This is a genomic window from Parabacteroides sp. TM07-1AC (assembly GCF_003480915.1).
In the GTDB taxonomy this organism is placed as follows: Bacteria; Bacteroidota; Bacteroidia; order Bacteroidales; family Tannerellaceae; genus Parabacteroides; species Parabacteroides chongii.
This window is the reverse complement of sequence record NZ_QUKD01000012.1, coordinates 107,779-130,391: the sequence shown is the minus strand read 5'-3', so window position 1 is coordinate 130,391 and position 22,613 is coordinate 107,779. Positions and strand designations below refer to the sequence as shown.

The following is a 22,613-nucleotide window of genomic DNA, read 5'->3' as shown; positions in this document are numbered from 1 at the left end:
TATTTATTCTAAATATATTCTTTATATTTGTCACTGTTCTAAGTGCCATAAATAAGATACACTTGCATGAAAAGTTCACTGGTAATAAAAATATGTTTCATTCTTTTTGTTTCATGTTTCTCTCCGGAAAATATCAATGCTTCTAACCTTTTGAAATACATTTCAAACATAGACGGGTTGACAAATAATTCGGTTAATTGTATTTTAGAGGATAATGAGCATACTATCTGGGTAGGAACATGGGATGGACTGAATGCATTCAATGGGAGAGATATACTCACTTTCAGATATAGTAAGAGTAATCTGAACTCGATCAGTAATAATATTATCAGGCAGCTCATAGAAAAAGAAGATTATTTGTGGATCGCAACAGATAATGGTATAAACCGTTTGAATAAGAAGACACATCAAATAACCCGCTATTATCTGCAAGCGGATAATAAAATACCCAATCAGGAAAAATCATTTATTCTGGGAAACATAGGAGGGAAAGAGATCATTTGTTTTGTCAGGGGGAAATATTTGTTTCGTTACGATGAACAGACAGATGAATTCAATCCGGTAAAAACGACTTTTACGGATACGGTAAAAGATTATTGTACGGATGATACCGGGAATATAATATTCTTGTTTGAGAATGGAAATGTAAAATATTTGAATTACAACTGGATACAAGGTGAGCTTAGGGAGGCGGATTTACAGTCAGTCTCCACAGCTGGCCCTGTAAATAAGATATTCAGATCGAACGGCACCCTCATTTTGAATGAGGGGAATATCCTGTATCTATTCAATCCAGATTTTACTGTTTCACATCGTGTAGAACTGGATATTCGTAATTCGGTTTCACAGACGGTATTATTAGGTAAGAAGCTTTATATTAGTTTTATAGAAGGAGGGTGTATCGTCTATGATCTGGATGAAAAGACCTATTCGTATCTGGATGAACTGCCCAGGCAGCTATCTGTGTTTACTATTTATCCGGGTAGCCAGGGTATATTATGGATCGGCACCGACGGGCAGGGGTTAGCACAACTGTATTCGTATAATTCTATCTTCCGGACGGTTCACACGCTTCACCCCGTAAGAAGTTTCTGTGAAGTTGATGATAATATATTGGTAGGAACAAAAGGTAGCGGAGTAAAATTACTGAATACGGAGACAAAGCGACTGTCTGATTTTCTGGATGAGAGTAAAGGGCTGATATCCAATTCTGTGTACACAATGAGGAAGAACGGATCGGATGATGTATTTATCGGTACGGAAGGGGCGGGTATTAATATCCTGGAGGCTGGAACCGGGCGATTATTGAAACTGAAAGTCCCGGATAAGTATCCGGCGTTTAAAGCCGTTTACAGTATTTGTTTTACGAATAACGACTCGCTGCTCTGGATAGGAACTTCCGGCTATGGATTAATTAAAATGAATATTTCGAAAGAAGATGGTGTCTATAAGGTAGATGGTTTCCGGCAATATACTTCATCCGATAAAAACAGTTCATTGAATAATGACGTGGTTTATGCTATTACCTCAAGCCCTGATGACCGTTTTTTATGGTTTGGTACACGGGGTGGAGGATTGAACCGGATCGATATTCCCAACAACGGAATCTGCTCACTGGAAGATATCGATACGAATATTTTACTGACCAATAATGACGTATTGTCTTTATTATATGATGAGAATAATATCTGGATAGGAACTAGTTATGGGTTGAACCGGTTGGATAATCAGGGTAGTAATCTTCAGCTCTTCCAATATGCCAATGAACAGCTGAACAACAAGACAATCCATGGCATATTGAAGGGAGATGACGGGAATATCTGGTTTAGTACGAATCAGGGATTATCCAATCTGAATATCCCGGATAATAAGATTGAAAATTATACATTTAGGAACGGACTGCAAAACGATGAATTTTCGGATGGTGCTTATTTTAAGGGCAGTAGAGGATTTTTATATTTTGGAGGCGTAAGTGGATTAAGTTACTTCAATCCGCAAAATATGCATTTACGTGAGTTTACACCTCCGCTCGTTCTCAGCAGTCTGAAGATTTACGATAGTGTCCAGAATATCCATGACAGGATAAAACAGGATGTCTTGAAACTCAATTATGAGGAGAAGTTTGTGACTTTTACGTTTATCGCTAAAGACTTCATTAATAATGATAATTGTGAATATGCCTATCGGTTGAAAAATCATTCGGATAACTGGATCTATGTAGGTAATAATCCCAATATAGTTTTTACTCAACTTCCACCGGGAAAATATCAGCTTGAAGTGAAGAGTACCAATGGCGATAAAGTTTGGGGTGGCAATACTTATAAGCTGATTATAAAAATGGGATATCCGTGGTGGTTCAGTATCCCGGCTTTGGTTGTCTATGGGGTTTTGTGTTTAATTCTATTTTTCATTACCAGGTCTGTTATAAAGAATCGCATCCGTTTAAATCGCCAGGTGTTGATTGCACAGATAGAGAAACAGCATGAACAAAAGTTCTACGAGTCGAGACTGAATTTCTTTACCAATGTGGCTCATGAATTCTTTACCCCGTTGACATTGATCTATACTCCTGTCCAGTATTTGTTGGAACAGTCGGGACTGGATAAAGAGACGGAGAAATATTTGTTGATTATAAAAAATAATGCAGAGCGGATGCAAAAGCTGATTAGTGAACTTATGGAATTCCGTAAGACTAAGTCCGGTAATATGGATTTGCATCCGGAAAATATGGAAGTCGAGTCATTTATAGAGTCTGTATCCGGCAATTATGTGGATATACTGAAGGAAAACAAGATCGATTTCAAGATAGATATACATGATACCACTCAGATCTATTCGGACCGGAATGCTTTGGAGAAGATTGTTTTCAATCTTTTATCCAATGCTTTTAAATATACTCCGGGTTATGGATATATCCGGTTGGAAGCATTTCAGGATGCGACTCAAAACAATAGACTGCATTTGATTATTCGAAATTCGGGGAAAGGGTTAACCGAACAGCAGATGGCCGAAATTTTCGATAAGTTCAAAATCTTTGATACGCCGCGTTTGAATAACTCAGTCAGTAACGGGATCGGTCTGAATCTGACCAAAAGCCTGACCGAATTATTGGGAGGAGAAATAAAAGTAAATAGCGAATTGGGTAAGTATGTCGAATTTCAGGTAAGTATTCCATCTTTATCTGTGGATAGTTCTTCTATTATAATTGATGAAGAAGTCATACAAAAAGAACAAAAAACGGGAAAAGAGCCGGAACTTCATAAGGAAGTGAAAGTCCTGATCGTAGAAGACGAGAAAAATATCCGGAGTCTGCTGAAGGATATTTTATCGGACTATACTATACGGGAAGCAAACAATGGCCTGGAAGCCCTTAAGGAAATAGAGAAAAATCATCCGGATATCATCATTAGCGATATGGTTATGCCTGATATGGACGGAATCACTTTGATCGATCACCTGAAATCTGATGTAAAGACAAGCTATATCCCGATTATTGGAATATCGGCGAAAGCATCGGTCAGCGATCAGGTGAATGCTTATAATCATGGGGCTGACGCCTATATAGGCAAGCCTTTCCATCCGCGGCAAATCATATCGACCATAGAGAATCTGTTATCGAGGCAGGCGCTTTTAAAAGACTATTTCAATTCGAGCCTGTCGTCTTTGAAGGTTAAAGACGGATTTATTCTTCATCCTGAAGACGAGGCTCTTATCCAAAATGTAACTGATTTTATCAATGAGAACATAGATGACGAGGCGCTTAGCCCTTCTGCTGTTGCCGATTTCATTGGAGTAAGCAAAGCTACTTTATATCGTAAGTTTAAGGAAATAATGGATAAAACTCCCAGTGAGTTTATTAGAAATATCCGATTGGAATATGCTGCTAAATTATTGCGGAGTACAAAATTTACCGTATCGGAAATTATGTTTAAATCCGGATTTTCCAATAAGTCTTATTTTTATCGTGAATTCTTAAAACAGTATGGCGTATCTCCTAAAGATTATAGGAATCAGTAAGAAACAAAAGAAAAAGGAGGTTGTGTCAAACTCAGGCACAACCTTTTCTTTATGCGTAAAGCCCAGACTTTCCCAAGCCCGGGCTTTGTTATTACCTAAAGTTTTTTGTTATGGCAAAGTTCTATTTTCGCTCTTACATACCCAATCAAATCGTTTTTTTTCCACAAAGAATTGATGAAAATATAGCTGCGAACGACCCGGTCCGCATAGTCAATGCTGTTGTTGATAATCTCAATCTTGACAATTTTTAAGAAACTTTATAAAGAAACGGGCCGTTGTCCTTATCATCCTAAAATGATGCTTAAGGTGATTTCTACACCTAAAGTAGAGGACTGATATCCGGGAAAAGATTACAATGGACTTTCCTTTCTTTGCTATAGCTTTTAATATCAAAAAGATGTGCGCGAACTGCGAAAAGCAGGAAAGGACTCTATTACATTTGCTAATTCTATGGTTATTGGTCTATTTGGAACCCCGTACAATTGGATAATACTAACTTGTTACCAAATGAATGAGAAAAAAACTGAATAGGCTAAAGGCTATATAGCAGAACTATAAAACATAAAAGAGGTTGTGTCAAAATGCAGACACAACCTCTTTTAAACGGTTATTCCCATTTTCTTCATCAGGAAGCAAGCATTCATATTTTGGGCAATGCCTTCCCTTAATTGATAGGAGAACGTTAGTTCTTCGTTTTGGATATCTGCCTCAAAGCGGTAGTTTTTAATCTGATCAGGGAACTCCTTTTCCAGTTCACCTAATACCAGGTCGTGTGTGGCGATGATGCCGCAAGCCTGATAAGAAACAAGCTGTTTCATCAGGGCGATCGAACCTTTCTGCTTGTCGATGGAATTGGTTCCTTTCAGGATTTCATCCAGGATGATGAATAATTGTTCGCCTTGCTGCAGGCGGTCGATGATCATCTTCAACCGTTTCAGTTCGGCGAAGAAATAAGATTCGTTGCTGACCAGCGAGTCGGAAGTACGCAGGCTGGTCACCATCTTTGCCGGATAGACGGTTAAAGCCTTCGCACAAACCGGAGCACCGATACAAGCCAGCAAATAATTGACCCCGATAGTTCGCAGGTAAGTACTTTTTCCTGCCATATTCGCTCCGGTAATAATCAGGAACCAGGGATTTTTCTCGATGGATATATCGTTTCTTACACAGACTTCCCGACGAAGGAGAGGATGTCCCAAAGCCTTGCCGCTCATCTTGAAGTAAGTGTCTGCTATTTCCGGATAAATGTAACTTGGATGATTGAATGCGAAGCCGCCCAGCGAACTATACGCATCGAACTTCTCCAAAGCATCGAACCACAAAGGAATATCTTTGACATGTGCCTGTATCCAGCGTTCCAGCCTGATTGCTGTCCGGGTATCACGCAGGATGAATATGTTCAGGATGATTCCCATAAAGCTGATTCGTTGGTCGAGGGCTCCGATACAGCGGGATAACTTTTTCAATGAACGGGAAGCTGTTCCCTCCGGTCCGTTGAATCGACTGCTGATCGTTGCCAGTTCGGAGGATTTGAAAATATCACCTTCAATACTTTTGATCAGTGAAGAATAGGTGTATAGTATTTTTTCCATCTTATTCACTGAATTGTGAAGTGTGCTGATCTGTTTTGCCCGCAGGTTGGAAATAAGAAATGCAATGGCGAAGAATATGCCTAACGGAGCAAAAGGGATTGAGCCGACCGATGCTCCCACGATCAGAACAATCCATATGGCCGGAATGATCCACATCAGGCTTTTCCAAAGCAAACTGGTGATAAACGCCGGCTGATAGTCCGTCAGTGAGATCAGCGTACGAATATCTCCTTTTTCTCCGGGATGCAGCATGCCGGTAACATAGAAATGTTGTCTCAACTGCGTCATTTCGCTGAGTTCGAGGATCGCTTCCTGCCGTTTGAGAATTTCCTCTTTATCGGTGAGAGGATTGATAAACCAGTCGGCAAGCCTCTCTTTTCCTACGGAAGTGACCGTACGGTTGATCGATTGGAAGATGGAACGGTTGCCGAAAAGGTCCAGGTCCAGGCTGAAAGAATGTTCTCCGCTGCTTTTTTCAGGTGCTCCGTTGAAAGCGCTGAAGTCATAATCCAGTCCTTTCAGCTCATTGTTGCAGAGTGATATAAGAACATCGGCATACGATTTTTTCGATGACAAAAACGTATGATAGACCATCAGCCCGACAAAAGGAATAAGGAACAGAACCACAGCTCCTGCCAGCATCATCCAGTTTTCAGCTTTTAAAAACCATATGGCGGCAAGAAGTCCGGCTACGAGCAGCAGGCGTATTGTTCCTATCAAATGTATTTTCTTTCTTAGATTGTCCGAGCGGCGTGTGTATGCTGCTATTGTATCCTGATAATATTGATATACTTTTTCCATGCAGACAAAGATATAAAAAATGAACTTACCGGATAAGAAATGGTTATTAATAAAGAAAAGGTAACTGAATTGACCATAATTCAGGGAATCGGGGAGAATTGTTTGATGGTACGCTTGTTATCTTTGCTTTGTTTTTATTGATTTTACATACAATAATATTATATATGAAAAGGATAACTATATTTCTGTTTGTCTTATTTCTGTCCGGCTTTGTCTCCGTTTTCTCCCAGGTATTGGTTCAGGATCCCAAGCTGGAATATAATGCAGACAGTGTACGTGCGGTATTGGATAAAGCTCCTTATTTTACTTTGTTTAAAGATAATTATTTCATTGGAGGAACGACGATCGGGCATAAACCGACTGCTGCCAATTCGGATGTCAAATTTCAGTTAAGTATTGCGCAACGTCTGACCAAGAGTAAGTTACCCTTCGATACGTATCTTTTCATCCAGTATACTCAGAAAGCTTTCTGGAATGTTTTTCAGGAATCTCTTCCTATGCGCGACCTGAACTTCAATCCGGGGATCGGTTTGGGACACCTGATCATTCATCATAATAAGTATATCGGTAAGGGATATTTAATGCTAGAACATGAGTCGAACGGGAAAGATAGCACGGCTTCCCGTAGCTGGAATAAGGTCACATTTGCAGCGGCCGTTGTCCTTAATAAGAACTGGGAAGCTCAGTTCAAAACATGGATACCGATCGTCGATGGAAAATATAATAAGGACTTACTGAAATATAACGGTATATTCCAGGTGGCAACGAATTTCCGAACAGATAATAAACGCTTTAACTGCGGAGTGATTCTGACGAAACGTAAAACATGGTTCAGCTTTAATACCCAGGTAGAACTGAGCTATAAATTCAATAATAACGAAAACCAATATTTCTTCCTTCAATATTATAATGGCTACGGAGAGAATTTGCTGGAATATAATCAGTTCAAAAGCATGCTGAGGATCGGGTTTGTGATAAAGCCGCAGGATTTCAGTATATATTGAGATACGGAGTGAAGATGCGGAGCGAATCGGAATGGGGGATGCGCTCCTGTTCAAGACGGAGGTTATTCTCTTGAAGATGTTGATAGAGAGAATATTCGTCGGCAGTTAGGTTGGGGAGGAATTGTAATGGAGCCGGTGTTCCTTTTTTGAATAGGTGAGTGTATCGGTGGAAAGTACCCCAGTTCATCAGTAAAGATATAGTAGAAGGGTAGTAGCTGCGAAACTGGTTAAGAATTTGCAAGCCTTGTGCATCCAGATCTCCCCAGTAGAAACTTTGTACGTTTTTCAGCCAGGGAATATCTTTAAGATAACTGACGTTGAAACCGCCTCCGCTCCATAGTGCAATACTGTCGGGTAGTTGGGGTAACGTTAGGAAATTCATCTTATTTTCTGTAACAAACAGACGTTTGCAAGGACAATTTAATCGGCTGAAAGTTGTCAGAGGAATGGATATATCTGTCAATATTTTATTGTAAGCTAATGAGGTATCTAAGAAACGGATGCGTATCAGTGGTTCTGCTATTTTCAGGCCATATCGCTTCTCAAAGGTTTTTTCTTCCGAATTAATAGCCGATTCGGGTAAGATCGTGTCAAGCAGGGAACGAAGCAAATCCTTATTCTCTTCAATATATTTTGTATGAACGTCGATCGGTAATTCTCGGATGTATAGGTTAGGACGGGGATTTCCGATGAAATATTGGCAAACCTTTACAGTGTCGCTCCATGTATTGTGAGAGATAAGTCGGAGCGGATTGTTTTTTGCCCAGGCTAAAAGTTGTGGCATCGCTGTTTCAATATAGTGTAGATTTCGGGTGAAGATATCCAACTCCGATCGTTTCCGAGTGATGCGTAAGTAGACGTCCAATGAAGGGATGACGATACTTGAAGGGATTGTCTGAAAGCCGATCTTATCGAAGTTTTTCTCGCTCATTTCTATGCTATACCCATAGGTAACAGCACCTTTCTGTAATTCGGCAATGGCTGCTTTATGCTCGGTTAATTTTAAGAGAATATCTTTGGCTGTGATCTTCCCTATGCGGGTGATAGCCCTGGGGAAGAACTCTTCTCCAGCCATGACAGACAAGAGTAGTTCTCTCCACCAGTTGAGGCATTGTTTTTTTATTTCTTGCGGTGTAATCATGAAACGATTTCTATATGTAAATTATGCTGCGTTTTTTCCTTTCTGTATTCCTCTATGCTCAGGTTACGTATCTGTGAGTCATTACCTCCCGGGTTGGAGACGTAGTGAACGGAGCGGATATAGTTTTCTATCACATGGATCTTCTGCATAGGAGTAACGATCAGCAATTGCAGGTTCAGTTTTTTGAACAGGTCGAGGCCGAACTGCGTACTTTCATCGTCTCCCCGTCCGAATGCTTCATCTATTACCACAAAACGAAACGATTTGCTACGTTCTTCCTGATAGTTTAATCCGAACTGGTAAGCGAGGGCAGAGGCGAGGATAGTATAGGCTAGTTTTTCCTTTTGTCCACCCGATTTACCGGAGGTTCCGGCATAAAACTCTTTCTCCATATCATCGGCGCGATAGCGTTCGCTGGCATTGAAGAGGAACCATTGGCGTACGTCGGTTACTTTACCGGTCCACTCGATGTCACGGTTTTCATTGCTTCGGAAGCGATTCAGTATCTGTTGTACCTGTTCGAAACGCTCTTCGGTGTAGGCATCGTCGGTGTTGAGGATATTACTGTAGCATGCTTTCAGGTTTTCTTTGAATTCCATGATTTCACGGTCGGGATTGGTGACAGCCTGGAGTTTAATATAGGTTCCTTTGTTGAATTCTATGGCTTCCAAATGGGTATTGATGATGCCGATCTTTTCCTGGATCTGTTTGGCATGCAAGTCCAACTTGCTGTCGAAAGTGACAATGCTTTGTATGGTATCCTGGTTCAACATTGCTTTGAGCCGGGCTTCGTGGGCGGGCAATCCTTCGGTGACGACACGATGATAGATATTCAGATACTCTGCGCATGCTTCGACATCTTCAGCCAGTTCGAGGGCATCGAAAGGGAAGGCGTAGCGGTATTCGCGCATGATTTTAGTGATCTTGTCACGTGTAGATTCCGATTTCTTCTGAATATTCAGGCGTGTTCCTCCCTGGCTTTTAATGAGTTCGCCTTTGAGATTGTCGATAGAATGAAGTGTGTAAAACCTGTTTTGTAGTAACAGGTCTATCTTCGGGTAATATATTTCCTTGTCTTCTTTCAACAAGGATGCTGATAGTGTTTTTTGCTCCGGCAGCTGGTTGGTAGCCAGTTCTATCAAGGTATTCTGGCGCCCCATATTGTCTCTGAGCTGATTATATTGTTCTTTCAGTTCTTTTTCCTTCTTTTCGGCCTGCTGTTGTTGTTCTTTGAGCGTATTGATCAGGTCGTTGCTGTCGGTGATCTGCCGTTCTTCTTCCTGTAGACGGGTTATATTCTCTATTTCACCTTGCCAGTTCAGTTCGTTCCAATTACGGAATCGTTTGATTTCCTGAAGGTAAGATTGCGTCGTGTTATAGTGGTTGATCATCTGAGACAGATTATTGATCTCGGCCTCCTCTGTTTTATATTGTTTCTGGAGTGTTTGCAGGTATGATTCGATGGCACATATTTTTTCTTTATTGTTCCAACCCAATATGAAGTTTCTACGGTCCCACAGATCGCGACGGTCGTCTTTCACATGGCGCAGACGTCCGGTTTTGATCTGCCCCTCTTTCGTGATACCGTCGCTAACCGACCGAAACTCTTCCAGAGAGACGCATTGCAGGTCGAAACGGCGTACCAATTCTTTTTCTAACCAGTTATAAAACGGCGTATTGGGCTTGATGTCTATTTTATTGATCACAGATTCCGAAGAAACATCTTCTATCTGATATAATTTATTTTCTGCCGGAACGCGAAAATACTCCAGGCGAACTCCTTTCTGAAACTTGTCCTGCAGTCTGTTCGTATTCACAAATCCCGAGACCAAATGATAGTATCGGTCAGGGACTAACATGCTGATCCCGAAACCATGCAATAGGCGTTCCAAAGCACCTTCCCACTCCTTATCTTCGCTGCGTACCTTCAATAGTTCCCCGACAAAGGGGATTTCTTCCTCCCGGATACCCAAATGCCGGACGAGCTGGTTGCGTATATCGAGGATGCCGGAGGGAAGTTGGTTGGAGCGTTTCTGTAACGATTCTATTTCTTGTTTCTGCAGTTCGATCTCCTGCTTGGTTTGCAAGTGTTTTGCTATCTTTCCACCTTGCAAAGTAGTTGTCTTTTCCCGTTCAGCAACCACCTCTTCCAGCTTGTCTTCGGCTGTTTTCTGGTTGCGGAAGAAGGTCTGTTCGGTGTTGGCGGCAGGGATTCCACAATCTACGGTCAGTTGCAGATATCGTTCGTGTTGTCTTTTTTTCTCTTGTTGGGCAACGGTCGCTTGTTCGATTTCTTTCTTGATTTGTTCAAGGCGGTCGCCACCGTTTTCATGGATAGCCTGTCGCAGATCGTTAATGGAATTACGACAGTTATCGAGTTCCTGTTCGGCCTGGTTGAACTGGCTTTCCAACTGGGTCAGTTTGCGTTGGCAAGTCGCGATTTCCTTTTGCAGCAGATGAAGTTTCTTGTCGGCAAAATAGGTTGGAATGGCATCCGAGAGTAAGAACTCTATTTCCTGCAGTTGCTGCCGGGTTTCTGAATATTCCTGGTCCAATGTAGTCAAGGGCGACAGTATATCCCGTTGTTTGCGAGCCTCCATAACGGCGGCATGCGCTTGATGAAGGTTGTCGAACCGCTTTTTCAATTCCTCGATCTGTTCTTGGATATTGGTGTGTTCCAACATCTGTTCACGAACGAAGTTGGTGAGGCTACTTACTGATTTCATAGAGACAGTCTGGTAGAACAATTCGATCGCTTTGTCGGAATTCATGCCGAATAACTGGCGGAAACGCTGGCTGTATCTGGCGAAGTTGTCATCGAATATCTCGATGCTTTTGTTAGCACGCAATCGCTTTTTCAACTCTTTTGCGTCTGTAAAGCCTGAAAGGTGCTCTTTGATTGTGAGCGGCTCGTTGCCAATCAGCAGGAGCTTACGTACACCGCCGTTTTCTATCCAAAAAAGCTGTGCCAGTGATATGTTTGTTTCGTACCCGGTGTTCCGGAAGTTGGCGACGATGGCGGTGAAAGTAGCCTCTCCTGCTTTTGTGTAGCGTAAGGTGACAGCTTTGCTACCGTTGGTCAATTCGTCGCTCTTCGAACTGTAATTTCCTTTGATATAGGATGCCAGATTTCGTTCCCGACTTTCGGCGCCGGCCGCTTTATTAAACGTAATGCGTTGATGAGGAACCAATAACGAGGTCAGCGCATCGACCACGGTCGATTTACCCGAACCGACAGCCCCGGTCAGTAACGAGTTTTCACCTTCCGGCGTGATTCTCCATATTTTACCGTTGAATGTTCCCCAGTTCAATAATTCCATATATTGTAGGCGATGGCCTACCTGCTGAATTTCGTTATTCATTTCTTCGACTGTTTTACGTATTCTTTATAACGTTCCAACCATTCGCTCACCTGATCGGCATTAACAAAGGCTTTGATGATGCGGTTCACTTCATATTGCTCCTGTTCGGTTTTCATTCGGCGCAGGAAGCCTTCGTCTTCAACCTTTTTGATCGCAGCATCGATTTGTTTATTGACAACTGCTTCGTTGGTACTCTCTTTCATATACAGTTTCATCTGACTGTTGATTTCTTCCCGACTGAGTATTGCTCGTGTCGATTCGCCGGTCTGGTCGTTTTCAATCAGATGTTTGCGAAGCAACAGGCAAAGTAGGGAAACATGGAAGGTTAGTGCACGTCGTCGGATCAGTTTCATCGGCGTTTCCTGTTCATTTTCCCCTTCATCGGCGGAAGTTTGTTGCTGCTTCAGATAGGCGTATCCTTCCGATTTGTCGATAATGAGATCCAAATGAATATCGGCGAAATAGTTTCGTACATCCCGCTCGTTTTCAGGTAGGATCAGTGTGTTCCAGATCTCTTCCTGATGACTGTAAACAATGCCTTTCAGTAAGGCTATCAATACATTTGAATAAACCTTTTTCATTGATTAAAGATGATTTTCGGAATTTTTACTTGAAAGCGTTGTCCGGTTTGAGCGTTCAGGATTAATATTTCGTCCTGCTCATTATGAGAAACGGTGCACCGCTTTTCGTTTTTACTTGCAATATCCAGATAAGCAACTATTTCGGCTACTCCTTTCTCAATCGGATATTCCCGGATTAACTCCGGCAGAGAGACAGGACCGTGCTTCCTGAGTAACAATTGTTTGATATGATCCTTTAGTTTGGGTATATTAATTTCAAACTGCTCATACAGCAACTCGTTGCCGCCCGAAGCCTTGCCTTCCTGCATCGGCTGTTTTTTGAATTTAACCTGTTCGGGAGGCATATAGAGCGGTTGATCGGCTATCAGATTGATGCGAATAGTTTCATCTACTTCCAGTGCCGGAAGTTTTGTGAAGTCGATTTCCGGATGTTCGAATATCACTTTGAGTCCTTCGCTGATTTGCTCGTGTATCCGCTTGTTTTCGAAGAAGGATTTATGTTCCAGATACTTCCGGAGTTGTCCCCAAAGCGAGTTGGTCGTCTTATTTGTCCGGTCGCCGGCCTCGATCAGATTGTTTCTCAGCAGTTCCATACGGAAATTTTCGTTCCTTATTTGTTGTACTACCGGGATTTCGAGCATACGGGTAAGTAATTGTTCGAACTCCAGTTGTTTGGATTGCGAGAGTAGGAATTCCCAAAAAGCCGTGAAACTTTTTCCTTGATCAGTCTGTGACAGAAAATCCTGCTGCTCAAATAAATCGGACAATACCTCGCCTTTCGACTGGCTGGAGGTGATGATCTGTCTTTTGAAGTTACGGTCCAGGTCTCTGAAATTTTGTTCTACCTCTTTAAAATCAGCCAGTAACGATTTTGCCGTATCTTCGATCAGGAAATATTCTTCTTTGATCTGTCTGTCGTCCATCGTTTCCAGCTTGCCTTCTTTGATATTTTCAATCTCCTGCTCCAATGCCTGCTTCTGCGCTTCCAGACGAGCCAAACGCTCCGTCACATCCATTTGCGTTTTACCAACCAACTCCTGCATCCGTTCGAAAAGGTATTTCAGGCGTGATTCGGTACCGATAAATTCTCTTTTATCCAGGCTGTCGATCCATTTGAATACAAGTTCGGTGGCTGGTGTCAGTTCGTAGACAAATTCGTCTGTTTTTCAGGGATATTTGCGAAGGAAACCAGCATTAGCCCAGTCTGTCAGGTATTCGTTGGGTTGTTTGGGATAGATCTTGTTCGAATCATTCAACACATAAAGCATATCCGCCAAACGGTCGGCAAGTTCTTTCTCTTTTATCCCTCCTTCGCCTTGATTCGTAAAGTTTTCCTTAAATGTTTCGAAAAGAAAACTGATGATGAGAGGAGCATTGTCCGCTTTCAATAATCGGATGGAGGTATGGCTTTTTAGTAATTGGCTGATGTATTCGAAGGTCATATTCGCTGTTGGTTATTGATTTTAATGGGGTAAAGGTAGTATTTCTTTTTGAGAAACAGAATGATGGACGGACATTAAAATTTCCCCACTATTTTTTTCAACGTGGGGAATTAGTCCCACTGCAGTGGGGAATAGTACCCATCCATGTGGGGAATATTACCCATCCGAGCGTGATTTTAAATTGATTGCGACCTGAAGGGTGAACGGTTTATTACCAATCGTATTGCTCTATATATTTATCGAAAAGCGGATCGGTATGGATGCCATGTTGGATAAAGATCATACGGATGATATTTTGTTCGTCAGGGGTAATCAACCGTTCTTTTTTCTGGATGCGGTAAATGGTCCCTTTACTAAAATTGGCTTTCATTGCCCTTTTAATGTCAATCGCTTTGTTATGAGGGAGATCATCCAATAGATAAGTAATCCCCAAAGCGTATCTATCCATTTGGTCAGCTTTAAAAAAGGGACAGCTATCTGCTTGCGGCGTTGTGCAAGCCGGATTTACGATTGAAAAAATTGTCTGTTCCGGTGTAAGTTGTTTCGAAGCAAGATAGCGCAGGCACTTCGCGGAATGCTTGCATTGCTTATTCAGGCAGTAAGCAAAACTTTGGGGGACGGATTCGTATTTAGATTCAGGTTCCATGTGTTGAGTTTTATAAGTTAACAAAGCTACGGTTAATATTTGAATAATGATATGAAAGTGAAGACTATTTAAAAGTCGTATTTGATTTTTACCAGAAATTCTTTTGAATGTAAGGTGAAGTTAAGGGATAATCTGTGGAGAGTGTTTTAATCTTTTATGATTCCCTCAAACTCCCCAATGATTCTAAAATCTTCAGCGTCTTCTTCATTAATAAAGATAGGATTGTAATCCTGATTTTTAGGGGTTAAAACAATTTCTTCATGTTCCCAATTTCCTAACTCATCAAATTTTTTCTTACTGTTGTATGTTTTAATGGAATAACCTCCTGCATAATCGGCATCATAGAAATTATGATGTTGGATTAAAACTATTTTGCCTTGTCGACTTCCTGCCGGATTTGCTCTGAATACACAATAGTCATTATGGCATATAACAGGTTCCATCGACCGACCTACAGCTTGTACGACATACATGTTTCTATTTAGTTTTCCTAATCCTTCTACTTTTATCCAGCCAAGTTCATCCACTATTTCTCCTTCACCAAAATATCCACAAGCAGCTTTAATAGAATATAGTGGGAGAAAGTCTATGTATTTGACGTTGTCGTTGACTTCTGGCTCAATTCGAATCTCCTTTTTTGTTTCTTGTTGAGGCTGCAATTGACTCATGAAATGTTGAGCTAAAGCTTGGTCGCAGAAATAAACGTAGCAACCTTTCATTCCTCTGGTCATTAAAGTTCTGTAAGTATTTTTTATTATCTCATCGGCATCTTGCAAAGCCCGCTCTTTGTCTTTTTTTAATAAAGATTTGAAGCCTTTTACGGACTGATCGTGCTTGGAACGTTGAGTAACATCAGTGATTACTTTATTATTTTCATATCTCATATCTTTACCGACTATGATACCAATGTAATCTAGTTCCAAACCCTGGCAGGTATGTATACATCCAATCTGATCGACAGACTTTTCCCCGATAATCCAAGGTGTTTTTTCTGAATTCAGATTCCATTTCTTTTTGAAATTGAATTCTGAAATAACGATATCGAAACTATCGGAATCTTTTTTACTATTCCAATCCCAACAATAACCAGCTACAACCCGGGACTGATTATTCTTTTTATTTTTTGTTTTTATTGTTTCAAATAGTTCATTGGGATCTGAGAATATTTTGAAATCATAATCTTCCGCAGAGAGGTGTATATTGGCAGTCTCTTTGATTTGTAGTGTATTATCCAACCAGCTAAGGTAACCGTCTGAGCCATTACAACGGAACTGAGAACTTAGTTTGGTTGTGTGCACTATAGCACCGAATGATTCTGCATACTTCTCAATGGCTCTTTTAGAACCTATATCTTTAATATGTATTCTTTGTCTGTCATCGACAAAAAACACAGAAAATTTTGCAGCACGTATAATTTCAAGTATTTGGTTTTCCCCTTCAGTACCATAAAATCCGCTTTTCAAGTTTAATCGATGTGCCTCGTCGACTATTAAAGTATCGAATATATCAGCTTGAACATCATAAAAACGACCACTTCCTACAAAAAGGTTCTTGATGCGTTCCTTCTGATAATCACCACTCAGTTTTATTGTATAAACTTCTCGTGGAGCAGCATTTTTTGAAACATACTGAGTTAAAAAATTTTCTTTTGTTAATTGTACCAGGAGATTGATTGCAACGACACTTTTTCCTGTACCCGGACCTCCTTCAATTATTAATACTTGTTTTTTACCAGTCGATATGGAGGTTCGAGCCAGTTCTAACGCCGTTTCATATACAATCTTTTGATCGTCCAGTAATACAAATTCCTGATTGCCTTGTAGCATAGAAGTTAAAGCGTCTGCTAATTGTTTGGATGGTCTTAGTTTCCCTTTATCTACCATCCAGACAATATCATCTTTTGCACCATATTTAATATGTTTTTTGATAAAGTCTTGCAACTGTTGGGCATTTGACTTTAAGAAAACAGGTGCTTTTTGGATGAACTCTTCATAGCATGGATTTGTAATGATATTATCCGGACTGTAGTTATGTAAAAATGCACATGGGGAAAGTATTATTTGCCGTTCCCTGACTAATTCGTTATAGTTGATCAGCATATAAGCATATGACCATGCTTGATATGATGGATGTGCTGTTTCGCTTTCTCCATGTTGGAAACGTGTTTTTACAATTCCGGACTTATTAGATAATTGGGCTTGTTCCCATTGTTTTAATTCAATAATGACAATATTCTCTTTTTTGTTTTCATCAAGTCCGGCTATGATAAAATCAATACGTTTTGAAGTCAGTGGTATCTGATATTCGATGGCTATATTGGATGAGTCAGGAATGTTTGGCGTATTGATCACTTTATACATATGCATCATAGAGTTCTTCCATGATTGTACCTCATTAGGAGATGTGTGTCTACCCAAGTGAGTAACAAATGCGTGATCTATCTCATCTGCAATAGTTCCATTAAAGACGTCTTTTAGGAATCCTTGTTTAGAAGCATGATAGACTATCATAACTCATTGTATTTTTTAGCGTTACCTTTGGATTTATTTACCGGGTATTTTTCTGCATTCTTTGCTAATTTAGTAAGAATGATATCTTTAATATCCAGATTATATTTGTAAGCAATCAGAAAGGCATAATTCATGATGTCTGCTAATTCTTCTTTTATTTTATCGACATTGGCTCTATCGGCTTCTTTCCATAAAAAAGCTTCGTTAAGTTCTGAAGCTTCGATAGACAGAGCCAGAGCTAGATCTTTTCCATTATGGAACTGATCCCAGTCTCTCTCCTTTGTGAACTTAACAATTTGTTCCATAATTTCTTGTATATCTGATTGATTATTTTTCATTACTTTTATTTTAATGGGTTTGATTGAAAGACAAATATATAAAACTATCAGAATAATAGCAAGAGAAAATTTACGGGGAAATTGTATTGTGACTTATTTTTCCTCTTCAGCAAAATATCATAATGTCTTATTGTATTTTTTCATTATTCCTGTTTTTTGAATTACAAAACTAGGAATTTGTTTTAATTTACAGTTTCTTTATTTAAGCAAACTGCGAACACTTAACCTTTAATAGTAACCTAACGCCTATTTTTTGTATCTTTGTCCGGCATTTAAAGCATAAAAGGCAGTATGATCAGTTATTTACAGATAGACGGACTGACCAAGAGCTTCGGCGATTTGGTTCTTTTTGAGGATATTACATTTGGTATTGCACAAGGTCAGAAAGTGGGCCTTATTGCAAAGAACGGTACAGGTAAAACAACTTTACTGAATATCATTGCCGGAAAGGAGGATTATGATAATGGGGCAGTTGTGTTCCGCAACGACCTGCGTGTCGGTTATCTGGAGCAGACACCTGTTTATCCGGAAGGGTTGACTGTGTTGCAGGCTTGTTTCTATTCTCCCAATGAGACGGTACGTCTGATCGCTGAGTATGAAGAAGCTATGGCCAGCGATGATCATTCCAACCTGCAGGATATCCTGATGCGTATGGATAACCTGAAAGCCTGGGATTATGAACAACGTGCCAAACAGATCCTTTCGCAGTTGAAGATCACAAACTTCGATCAGAAAGTGGAACATCTGTCCGGTGGGCAGTTGAAACGTGTGGCATTGGCTAACGTTCTGATCACCGACCCTGAACTGATCATTCTCGATGAGCCGACCAACCACCTCGACCTGGAAATGACCGAATGGCTGGAAGGATATCTGAGCCGTGCGAATATAAGTATCCTGATGGTTACTCACGACCGTTATTTCCTGGATCGTGTCTGCAGCGAGATTATCGAAATAGACCGTCAGCAAATTTACCAGTATAAAGGTAATTACAGCTATTATCTGGAAAAACGTCAGGAACGGATGGAGACGATGAACACAGAGGTGGAACGTGCCAACAACCTGTTGCGTAAAGAGTTGGAATGGATGCGCCGCCAGCCGCAGGCACGCGGTACGAAAGCTAAATATCGTATCGATGCTTTTTATGAGCTGGAAAAGAAAGCCAAGCAGCAACGAGACAACGGTAATGTGAACCTGGATGTGAAAGCATCCTATATCGGTTCGAAGATTTTTGAAGCGGAACATGTTACGAAAAGTTTCGGCAGTATCAAGATTGTAGAAGATTTCAATTATATTTTTGCCCGTTACGAAAAGATGGGTATCGTAGGTAACAACGGAACAGGGAAGTCTACCTTTATTAAAATGCTGATGGGCGAAGTGGAACCGGATAGCGGACGCTTCGATGTCGGCGAAACTGTACGTTTCGGCTATTACAGTCAGGATGGTCTGCAGTTTGACGAGCAGATGAAGGTGATCGATGTCGTGCAGGATATAGCCGAATATGTCGATCTTGGAGACGGAAAGAAGTTGGGTGTTTCTCAGTTCCTGAATTATTTCCTGTTCACTCCCGAGAAGCAACATAGCTATGTCTACAAACTGAGTGGTGGAGAAAAACGTCGTTTATATCTATGTACTGTCCTGATGCGCAACCCGAACTTCCTGGTACTGGATGAGCCGACCAATGATCTGGATATCGTGACCTTGAATGTATTGGAAGAGTACCTGCGTAACTTTAAGGGGTGTGTAATCGTTGTTTCGCACGACCGTTACTTTATGGATAAAGTAGTCGATCACTTGTTAGTATTCCGTGGTAATGCCGATTTGAAGGATTTCCCTGGTAATTATACCCAATACCGTGACTGGAAAGAGGTGCAGGATCAGTTGGAGAAAGAGGCGGAGGCAGCCCGTCAGCCCAAACAAACACCGGCTCCTGAAAAGAATAACCGTCCGCAGCCTGAGCAGAAAAAGAAACTTACTTTCAAGGAGCGGAAGGAGTTCGAAGCTCTGGAAGCGGAAATACCGCAGCTTGAAGCCGAAAAAGCTGAACTGGAAACGGCAATGAGCAGCGGAACTCTTAGCAACGATGAATTGATGACTAAGTCGGAACGTATTGCGAAAGTAATTGAAGAAATCGACGAAAAGACAATGCGTTGGCTGGAGCTAAGTGAATTGGCTTAATACGATATTACATATATAATATAATGTACGGGTGGGAGTATTTCCATCCGTATTTAATTACTAAAGATATGAACGAAACGAAACCTGTGCTTTGGAACCGGAATTTCATTCAGTGTTGTATCTCTTATTTCCTGATGAACTTCTCATTCTACATGTTGATGCCAACTATGCCGGTTTACTTGGTGGAAGTTCTGAAGATTAACCCGTCGGAAGTGGGAATCGCCCTTTCCAGTTATTCGATCGGTTTGTTATGTGTTCGTCCGTTCTCCGGATATCTGGTGGATTGTTTTTCCCGTAAACCATTATATTTGTTTGCCTTTATGGTTTTTGCCTGTATGTTTACCGGTTATTTGTTTGCAACGACGGTGTTGACTATTATGGCAGTTCGTTTTATTCAGGGTGGATTTATGGGAATGACTTCCGTTGCCGGAAATACCATAGCGATCGATGTGATTCCTTCCAAACGAAGAGGGGAGGGAATGGGCTTTTATGGGTTGACGATCAACCTGGCAATGTCGCTCTCGCCGTTGGTGGCCGTGTTTATTTATGACCGGTTCGGTTTTCATCCTGTGGTGTTTGTCGGATTGGTAATCGCTTTGGTGGGTGTCGGTTCGGTTTGTCTGATTCGTTATCCTAAGCGGGAGAAAGTGCCGAGACCAACTTTTTCACTGGATCGTTTTATCCTGGTGAAAGCATTGCCGACGGCTTTGGCCTATCTGTTGAGTGCTATTCCTTATGGGATGGTGACCTCTTTTGTGGTGTTGTACGGGAAAGAAATCAATGTAGCAAATCCGGGTTATTTCTTTATTTTCATGGCGATAGGAGTCGGAGTGGCCCGTCTTATTTCCGGACGTTTGGTCGATCACGGAAAGATTCATCTGGTGTCGATCAGTGCACTGACGTTCCTAACACTTTCGTTTGCCGTTTTTGCCCTTTTCCATAATGAGATTGTTTTCTTCGCTTCTGCCTTGGCTATCGGTATCGGGTTTGGTGTTTGTGTACCGGCTATTCAATGTCTTTTTGTGAATGTTGCTCCACATCATATGCGTGGGACGGCTACTTCTACTTATCTGACTTCTTTCGATTTCGGTGTGGGGATCGGTATGCTTGCTGCCGGTTTTATTGCTTCGCGTGCTGATCTGGCAACAGCTTATTTAGTCGGTTCGGGTTGCTGTCTGGTGTCGCTTCTGGTTTATCTGCGTTGGGTACGGTCATCGTATGAGAAGAATAAACTGATAGACTGATTACCTATGGATTTAGATCGTAAATATTTAGTTGAACAATACGGGAGGATGGTTGCTACCATCGCTCACCGGATGATCCAGAATAGGGAGATTGCGAAAGAGGCAGCACAGGAAGTCTGGTATGAAGTCTTTAAAAGCCTGTCTTCTTTTAATGGAGATTCTGAATTGTCTACCTGGATTTACACGGTTGCGAAACGGACTATTTTACGGTATGCTCAAAATGAAAAGGTAGCGACACTGCTGAAGTTGGAGCAATTCAGAGGATTGGAGGAAATTGAATATTCCGGCTCTGACGAGGATCGGAAAGAATGGGTGAAAGAAAGGTGTGACTGGTGCCTGACTGCATTGAATCACTGTTTGAATAATGATGCTCGTCTGATCTTCATCTTTAAGGAAAATATAGGTCTTTCCCATAAACAGATCAGTCGTATTATGGAAATGTCGGTGGAAAATATCCGACAAATATCCTCTCGTTCTATCAATAAGATCAGTCATTTTATGAATGATACCTGTCCGTTATATAATCCTGCCGGGACATGTAAATGCCGAATTTGCAAACAAGTTTACCATATCGATCTGAACAAAGAATATTCTACTGTAGCGAAAATGATACGGCTGGCCGATATGTATCAGAAATTCGAAAAAGATTTACCAAGAAAGAATTATTGGGAAAAATTTTTGGACTGAGTTGTCACATATCCTGCTCTTCTGTTCACTAATGATTAATGTATAACTTAAAAAAGTAGACATTATGAGTAGAATTGAATTTTTGAGAGAACAGATCATTGAAGCAAGAAATTTTGTCAATCGCCTGGTTTCGGAACTCCCTGAAGATTTATGGTTTGTCATACCGGAAAATACGGATTCAAACTTCGCCTGGCAGATCGGACATCTGATCGTTGCCCAGAACTTTCACGCAATAACTGTGATAACGGGATTGAATGAAAAAGTAAAACGGGTGATTCCTTTGGCGCAATATAATAAACAGTTTAACGGGATGGGTACGTTGCACCGGTCTGTCAAAGAGGATGTTGTAACAGCTTCCGTATTGAAAAGCCAGCTGGACGCTGTTCATGAAATTTGTATTGAAAACCTGTCGGGTTTAAGTGATGATATTTTATATACTCCGTTAGAACCTATTCCTTTTAGACATCCGGTTGCTGAAAACAAATATGAGGCATTGTCCTGGTGCTTCAAACATGAAATGTGGCATAGCGCGGAGATGGAGGAAATCAAGCGGAGACTGGGATATCCGATCATTTGGATGAATAAATAAACCTGTTCGTGAACAATGTTATAAAACATGCTGTTATATAGATGAACGCAAAAAGAGAGATAGATAGGAGGCAGCGGCCTCCATGTTTAGGTTTATTAATTAAATGTTTAGGTATTATGAGACGTTTTGGTATGGCTGTAGCAGCCATTTTATTATGTGCAACAGTAGGTTTTGCACGCGAGAGCCGTAAGATGAGTAAAGAACCGTTTGCTATTAACTTTGAAAAACTGAGTTATTATTTACAATTAACTCCATCTCAGACAAATGAAGTAGCAAATATAAATGAATATTTCCTTGATATGCAACGTGCAAGCCTTCGTTCAAGCGAAAGCAAACAACAGAAGAAAATGCATCAGGCTGTATATGGGAACTTGAAATTGATGAAACAGGTTCTGACTCCCGATCAGTATCGCAAATATGTAACATTGTTGAATGTAACAAATAATAATAACCGCGCATTGAGCCTTTAATAATAAAAGGTACC

Annotated in this window: 14 protein-coding genes and 2 pseudogenes; 8 read left to right on the top strand and 8 right to left on the bottom strand. The window is 40.9% G+C overall.

Annotation, left to right across the window (positions count from 1 at the left end; all coding sequences use genetic code 11):
* The first annotated feature begins 66 nt into the window (after positions 1-66).
* Both DXD68_RS20605 and DXD68_RS20600 read left to right on the top strand, forming a co-directional pair.
* Positions 67-4,017, top strand: a complete 3,951-nt coding sequence (locus tag DXD68_RS20605; RefSeq protein ID WP_122363376.1) for a response regulator — start codon at positions 67-69, stop codon at positions 4,015-4,017.
* A 110-nt stretch (positions 4,018-4,127) separates the two neighbouring features.
* Positions 4,128-4,329 (top strand): annotated as a pseudogene (locus DXD68_RS20600) (transposase); the annotation flags it as partial.
* 287 nt (positions 4,330-4,616) lie between these two features.
* Here the strand turns inward: DXD68_RS20600 and DXD68_RS20595 are convergent.
* On the bottom strand, positions 4,617-6,410 hold the full coding sequence (locus DXD68_RS20595) for a MutS family DNA mismatch repair protein (protein WP_199715783.1): 1,794 nt from the start codon (positions 6,408-6,410) through the stop codon (positions 4,617-4,619).
* A gap of 164 nt (positions 6,411-6,574) precedes the next feature.
* Between DXD68_RS20595 and DXD68_RS20590 the strand changes: the two genes are divergently transcribed.
* Positions 6,575-7,414 (top strand): phospholipase A, encoded by an 840-nt coding sequence (locus DXD68_RS20590; protein ID WP_122363374.1) that lies wholly within the window; start codon positions 6,575-6,577, stop codon positions 7,412-7,414.
* On the opposite strand, the gene DXD68_RS20585 is transcribed toward DXD68_RS20590, so the two are convergent.
* The 7 genes and pseudogenes from DXD68_RS20585 to DXD68_RS20550 form a co-directional block, all read right to left on the bottom strand.
* Positions 7,401-8,555: a Wadjet anti-phage system protein JetD domain-containing protein gene (locus tag DXD68_RS20585; protein WP_122363373.1), complete on the bottom strand. Its 1,155-nt coding sequence runs from the start codon at positions 8,553-8,555 to the stop codon at positions 7,401-7,403. The genes DXD68_RS20590 and DXD68_RS20585 overlap by 14 nt on opposite strands.
* The gene (locus DXD68_RS20580; RefSeq protein WP_122363372.1) at positions 8,552-11,917 is read right to left on the bottom strand and encodes an ATP-binding protein; all 3,366 of its coding nucleotides are present in this window, start codon (positions 11,915-11,917) and stop codon (positions 8,552-8,554) included. The genes DXD68_RS20585 and DXD68_RS20580 overlap by 4 nt, the downstream gene beginning before the upstream one ends.
* Entirely contained in the window at positions 11,914-12,498 is a 585-nt protein-coding gene (locus tag DXD68_RS20575) for a DUF4194 domain-containing protein (protein ID WP_122363371.1), read from the bottom strand. The genes DXD68_RS20580 and DXD68_RS20575 overlap by 4 nt, the downstream gene beginning before the upstream one ends.
* Positions 12,495-13,940: pseudogene (locus DXD68_RS20570) on the bottom strand (DUF3375 domain-containing protein). Before DXD68_RS20570 ends, DXD68_RS20575 begins: the two are co-directional and overlap by 4 nt.
* Before the next feature lie 211 nt (positions 13,941-14,151).
* Positions 14,152-14,586: a DUF6078 family protein gene (locus DXD68_RS20560; RefSeq protein ID WP_122363368.1), complete on the bottom strand. Its 435-nt coding sequence runs from the start codon at positions 14,584-14,586 to the stop codon at positions 14,152-14,154.
* A 146-nt stretch (positions 14,587-14,732) separates the two neighbouring features.
* Positions 14,733-17,096 (bottom strand): DNA/RNA helicase domain-containing protein, encoded by a 2,364-nt coding sequence (locus tag DXD68_RS20555; RefSeq protein ID WP_122363367.1) that lies wholly within the window; start codon positions 17,094-17,096, stop codon positions 14,733-14,735.
* Positions 17,093-17,434 (bottom strand): nucleotide pyrophosphohydrolase, encoded by a 342-nt coding sequence (locus DXD68_RS20550; protein WP_122363366.1) that lies wholly within the window; start codon positions 17,432-17,434, stop codon positions 17,093-17,095. The genes DXD68_RS20555 and DXD68_RS20550 overlap by 4 nt, the downstream gene beginning before the upstream one ends.
* Positions 17,435-17,725: 291 nt before the next feature.
* On the opposite strand from DXD68_RS20550, the gene DXD68_RS20545 reads away from it, so the two are divergent.
* The 5 genes from DXD68_RS20545 (at position 17,726) to DXD68_RS20525 (ending at position 22,599) form a co-directional block, all read left to right on the top strand.
* Positions 17,726-19,609 carry an ABC-F family ATP-binding cassette domain-containing protein gene (locus DXD68_RS20545; protein WP_122363365.1) on the top strand — a complete coding sequence of 628 codons (1,884 nt, stop codon included), beginning with the start codon at positions 17,726-17,728 and terminating at the stop codon, positions 19,607-19,609.
* A 68-nt stretch (positions 19,610-19,677) separates the two neighbouring features.
* Positions 19,678-20,853, top strand: a complete 1,176-nt coding sequence (locus DXD68_RS20540; RefSeq protein ID WP_122363364.1) for an MFS transporter — start codon at positions 19,678-19,680, stop codon at positions 20,851-20,853.
* 6 nt (positions 20,854-20,859) lie between these two features.
* A complete protein-coding gene (locus DXD68_RS20535) occupies positions 20,860-21,540 on the top strand; it encodes an RNA polymerase sigma factor (protein WP_122363363.1) in 681 nt (226 codons plus the stop codon).
* Between the two features lie 64 nt (positions 21,541-21,604).
* On the top strand, positions 21,605-22,129 hold the full coding sequence (locus DXD68_RS20530) for a DinB family protein (RefSeq protein WP_122363362.1): 525 nt from the start codon (positions 21,605-21,607) through the stop codon (positions 22,127-22,129).
* 116 nt (positions 22,130-22,245) lie between these two features.
* Positions 22,246-22,599 carry a hypothetical protein gene (locus tag DXD68_RS20525; RefSeq protein WP_122363361.1) on the top strand — a complete coding sequence of 118 codons (354 nt, stop codon included), beginning with the start codon at positions 22,246-22,248 and terminating at the stop codon, positions 22,597-22,599.
* Positions 22,600-22,613: the final 14 nt, after the last annotated feature.

Coding starts and splice junctions, on each gene's coding strand:
- DXD68_RS20605 (WP_122363376.1), top strand. CDS start 67: ATGAAAAGTTCACTGGTAATAAAAATATGTTTCATTCTTTTTGTTTCA.
- DXD68_RS20595 (WP_199715783.1), bottom strand. CDS start 6,410: ATGGAAAAAGTATATCAATATTATCAGGATACAATAGCAGCATACACA.
- DXD68_RS20590 (WP_122363374.1), top strand. CDS start 6,575: ATGAAAAGGATAACTATATTTCTGTTTGTCTTATTTCTGTCCGGCTTT.
- DXD68_RS20585 (WP_122363373.1), bottom strand. CDS start 8,555: ATGATTACACCGCAAGAAATAAAAAAACAATGCCTCAACTGGTGGAGA.
- DXD68_RS20580 (WP_122363372.1), bottom strand. CDS start 11,917: ATGAATAACGAAATTCAGCAGGTAGGCCATCGCCTACAATATATGGAA.
- DXD68_RS20575 (WP_122363371.1), bottom strand. CDS start 12,498: ATGAAAAAGGTTTATTCAAATGTATTGATAGCCTTACTGAAAGGCATT.
- DXD68_RS20560 (WP_122363368.1), bottom strand. CDS start 14,586: ATGGAACCTGAATCTAAATACGAATCCGTCCCCCAAAGTTTTGCTTAC.
- DXD68_RS20555 (WP_122363367.1), bottom strand. CDS start 17,096: ATGATAGTCTATCATGCTTCTAAACAAGGATTCCTAAAAGACGTCTTT.
- DXD68_RS20550 (WP_122363366.1), bottom strand. CDS start 17,434: ATGAAAAATAATCAATCAGATATACAAGAAATTATGGAACAAATTGTT.
- DXD68_RS20545 (WP_122363365.1), top strand. CDS start 17,726: ATGATCAGTTATTTACAGATAGACGGACTGACCAAGAGCTTCGGCGAT.
- DXD68_RS20540 (WP_122363364.1), top strand. CDS start 19,678: ATGAACGAAACGAAACCTGTGCTTTGGAACCGGAATTTCATTCAGTGT.
- DXD68_RS20535 (WP_122363363.1), top strand. CDS start 20,860: ATGGATTTAGATCGTAAATATTTAGTTGAACAATACGGGAGGATGGTT.
- DXD68_RS20530 (WP_122363362.1), top strand. CDS start 21,605: ATGAGTAGAATTGAATTTTTGAGAGAACAGATCATTGAAGCAAGAAAT.
- DXD68_RS20525 (WP_122363361.1), top strand. CDS start 22,246: ATGAGACGTTTTGGTATGGCTGTAGCAGCCATTTTATTATGTGCAACA.